This window comes from Paenibacillus sp. UNC451MF (genome assembly GCF_000686845.1).
GTDB lineage: Bacteria > Bacillota > Bacilli > Paenibacillales > NBRC-103111 > Paenibacillus_S.
The window spans coordinates 1-3,801 of record NZ_JMLS01000067.1 but is presented as its reverse complement, the minus strand read 5'-3'; the positions used below and the strand labels follow the sequence as shown (position 1 = coordinate 3,801).

Sequence of the window (3,801 nt, the reverse complement as noted above, 5' to 3'; positions counted from 1 at the left end):
ACGAAGCTTAAGCATTGAATATCCCGCCACTGCTATTACACAGAGTACGGCATCTACGCCAATTAAGATTTGATAATTATGGAATACATCATAGGAGATTCCTCCAATCAACGCCCCCAATATGCCACCGCCTTGATGAAATAGCATTAAATTGCCAACTAGGCTCCCCTTTTTATTCGAAAAATCGTTTGCAATCAATAGTCCTCCTGGAACGGCACCCAAGTATGTCAAACCGAAAGTAATTGCAAATACGATGGGAGACCAGGATGTATGCAGAAGCAGTATCAAAAAACTAAGAACACGAATCCCATACAATAGTGTCATTGCAAGCCTCTTATTCATGGCATCCATCAATACTCCGAACACAAGTGAACCGATGATTTCGGTCACGCCAAGAATGCCCATCGATAGCGCGATCATTTCAGATGTAACGTTGGCCTCTTGATGGATCGCTACCAAGTTCATCTCGACAGTCCCCATATTGATACCGCAGGTAAAGAGGGCAAAAGCAACTATGATAAGGGGCAATTTGAACTGGCTCCGAAGGGGGAGAGTCGGCTGAATACCAGGCTCTGCGGGGGTTTCGGTGTGCTCGGGAGTATCATTCACCGTGCCAACCTTCTCAATTGGCCGTATGATGAATAAAATGAGAGGCACGGTTAATACCAGTCCCAGTAAGGCGGATATTAAAAAAGCGTACTCCCAGGTCAACCTACTATTTGATATGAACAATGGTGTGCAAACTGCAAGACCAACAGAGGATGCACTGCTCAATAGGCCTGCTGCTTTAGCTTTGTGGCGTCCGAACCACTTGAAGAGCAGTACATAAGCCGTCGAAGCTCCAAGGCCAGCTAATCCGGATAAAATTCCATAGCCTACATAGAAAAATATAGGATTGTGACCGACATAAACAAGAGCAGTGCCAGTAATGCTGAATAGACTACCAATCAACATCACCCTCTTGGGTCCATAGCGGTCGACAAGCCAACCCCCTATCGGAGCACAAATGGCGGCGATGAATAAATTAGTCGACCATGCCACCGAGATGAATCCTCTACTGACGTGCAGATCTTCTGACATTTGGACTTGATAGGAGGCCATTATAAATCGGGAGATGGCTCCAATAAATCCGATCACCCATAAAGCTGTTAGTCCGATCCATGCATAGTGACGGACATACCACCGGTCCTGCTTCACTCGCACCCCGCCTCTCACGTAATTCTATATATCATAAAAGATACCGATTGGTATCTTTTATTGTAACATAGATCCAGTGAATGGCAAGGGTGCAATCGTAAATATTTGGTATAATGAATTATCGGAATATAGTTCGTACGGAGGGTTTATGAAAAAAGGGGATAAAACACGGGAACACATCATTATGAAGTCTGCTGAGCTTTTTAACCAGAAGGGATTCGCCGGTTCATCGTTAAACGATATTATTGCAGCCACCGGTATCAAAAAGGGAGGCATCTACCGTCACTTCAGCAGTAAAGACGAAATAGCTCTTGAAGCCTATAATTATGCCGCTAGTTTAGTCGGCAGGAGAATTTCTGAAGCAATCGGTAAAGAGGAGTCCGCAGCAGGTCGATTGCTCGCATTTTTCCACGTCTATGAAGATGTTGTGAACAATCCCCCGTTTATCGGCGGCTGCCCCTTGCAGAACACAGCTGTAGAGAGTGATGACACTCACCCCGCATTGCGTCACCGGGCCGAACGGGGGCTACACAATACATTGGACATGATGAAGAGTATTATTTATGAAGGGATACAAAAGGGGGAATTCAAGATAAACCTGGACGTGGACGCATTGGCCTCGTTTGCCTTATCCTTATTGGAAGGTGGCATTATGCTAAGCAAGCTAGAAGGAAACAATAGGCACATGCAAATGAATATTGTCAGCTTTTCTGCCTATCTCCAGCAATGCTGCTTGAATGAATAGTGAGAAGGGGTAAAGTTTTCATTTTATTGCGTCTCTTTCCTGACAGACAGTTGTCAACAAGGATGGTTTATGATGGATTCATAAGTTAAGCTAACAGCTTTCAACATAAACCTGATCATGGAAAGGAAAGGGATTTAAATGAGTCAAGCACGGAACAAAGTGGGGGTTATCATTGCAGGTCTTCTGCTCGCTATTTTGATGGCCTCAATGGACAACACCATTGTGGCGACAGCCATGGGAACGATTGTTGGAGAGATTGGCGGTTTGGACAAATTCGTGTGGGCTACTTCGGCCTATATGGTAGCTGAGATGACCGGCATGCCGATATTCGGCAAACTATCTGATATGTATGGGCGCAAACGTTTTTTTGTTTTCGGTATTGTCGTATTTATGATCGGATCGGCCCTATGCGGAATGGCGGAATCGATCATTCAGCTTAGCCTTTTCAGAGCAATTCAAGGTATCGGAGCTGGGGCGATGGTGTCGATAGCATTCACGATTATGTTCGATGTCGTCCCGCCTGAGAGTAGAGGAAAGATGACGGGAATGTTCGGTGCTTTATTCGGCTTGTCGAGTGTTGCGGCTCCGCTTCTCGGTGGTTATATAACCGATTATTTACATTGGATATGGATATTTTATATTAATTTACCACTAGGTTTAATCGCTTTCATATTGATCGTGTTCTTCTACAAGGAATCGGCCGAGCACTCTAAACAGAAGATCGATTACCTTGGCTGTTTGCTGCTAGTAGGTGCGATCATCTGCCTTATGTTCGCGATTGAGCTCGGCGGCAAAGCTTATGCATGGGGATCGTCGCAAATATTAGGTTTGTTTGTTGGTTTTGTATTCTTCTCCATATTACTTGTATTCGTAGAAAAGCGGGCGGCTGAGCCCATCATTTCATTCCGAATGTTCCGAATCCGGCTGTACACAACAACCAATCTGGTCGCAATGCTTAGCGGAGCGACGTTTATGACCGCATCGATGTTCATACCGATCTACATTCAGGGTGTATATGGCGGTACAGCGACAAACGCTGGGCTTATCCTGCTTCCGATGATGGTGAGTTCTGTCGTGACTGCAACGGTTGGCGGATTCTTAATGTCCAAACTGCCCTATCGGGCCATCCTAATTCCAACACTTGCCATCCTGGCGATAGGTATGGCGCTTCTGACCACACTGACGACGGAATCGTCGCGTTTTCTAATTACAATTTACATGATCTTGGTTGGTCTAGGGATCGGTGCTTCCTTCTCGGTTCTCAGCAGTGCTGCCATCCATTCATTCCCCGCGGCTCAGAGGGGAGCGGCTACTTCTACGATGAATTTCAATAGGTCGCTTGGTATGACACTAGGTATCACCATATTTGGCATTATACAAAGCCACTCTTTAACAGATAGGTTGACAGAGGCTTTCGGCAAGAGCGGAGGGACGAAAATACTCGCAGATGTTGATTTTAATGATCCGCATGTTTTATTAAATCCCGCAATTCGTCAAACGATGGATGGGAACACATTAAACACGATTACAGAGGGGCTGTCATCTTCAATTGTAGGAACTTTTGCATGGAGTCTCATCCCGGCTGTATTAGCACTGAGTGCCGCTTTCATCATGAGCAGAGAGAAACTGGATCCGAACGTTGAGGCGGATGGTTACGCTGCTTCCCATTAAGCTAAGGCATGTGGAATAATAAAGAACCCGGTAGCCATCGAGTACAATCATTAGGCTACCGGGAAACTAGAACTGAATAGGATCTATGCAAAGCAGGTGCCGCGGCACCTGCTTTATGTATGAGCCTAAGCGCGTTGCTCGAACCGCTTGATAATTTCAATTACCACGTTGGTTGCTTTCTCCATATT

3 protein-coding genes are annotated in these 3,801 nt (G+C 45.6%); 2 read left to right on the top strand and 1 reads right to left on the bottom strand.

What is annotated here, in order from left to right:
- Positions 1-1,197: MFS transporter (locus BP97_RS0130825; RefSeq protein ID WP_028552540.1), on the bottom strand; the 1,197-nt coding region annotated here is incomplete at its 3' end.
- Positions 1,198-1,345: 148 nt separating this feature from the next.
- On the opposite strand from BP97_RS0130825, the gene BP97_RS0130820 reads away from it, so the two are divergent.
- The gene (locus BP97_RS0130820; protein ID WP_028552539.1) at positions 1,346-1,942 is read left to right on the top strand and encodes a TetR/AcrR family transcriptional regulator; all 597 of its coding nucleotides are present in this window, start codon (positions 1,346-1,348) and stop codon (positions 1,940-1,942) included.
- Positions 1,943-2,080: 138 nt separating this feature from the next.
- Positions 2,081-3,613, top strand: a complete 1,533-nt coding sequence (locus BP97_RS0130815; RefSeq protein WP_028552538.1) for an MDR family MFS transporter — start codon at positions 2,081-2,083, stop codon at positions 3,611-3,613.
- Positions 3,614-3,801: the final 188 nt, after the last annotated feature.

What these genes read in the sequence shown, in the direction of transcription:
- BP97_RS0130820 (WP_028552539.1), top strand. Translation starts at nt 1,346, where the DNA reads ATGAAAAAAGGGGATAAAACACGGGAACACATCATTATGAAGTCTGCT.
- BP97_RS0130815 (WP_028552538.1), top strand. Translation starts at nt 2,081, where the DNA reads ATGAGTCAAGCACGGAACAAAGTGGGGGTTATCATTGCAGGTCTTCTG.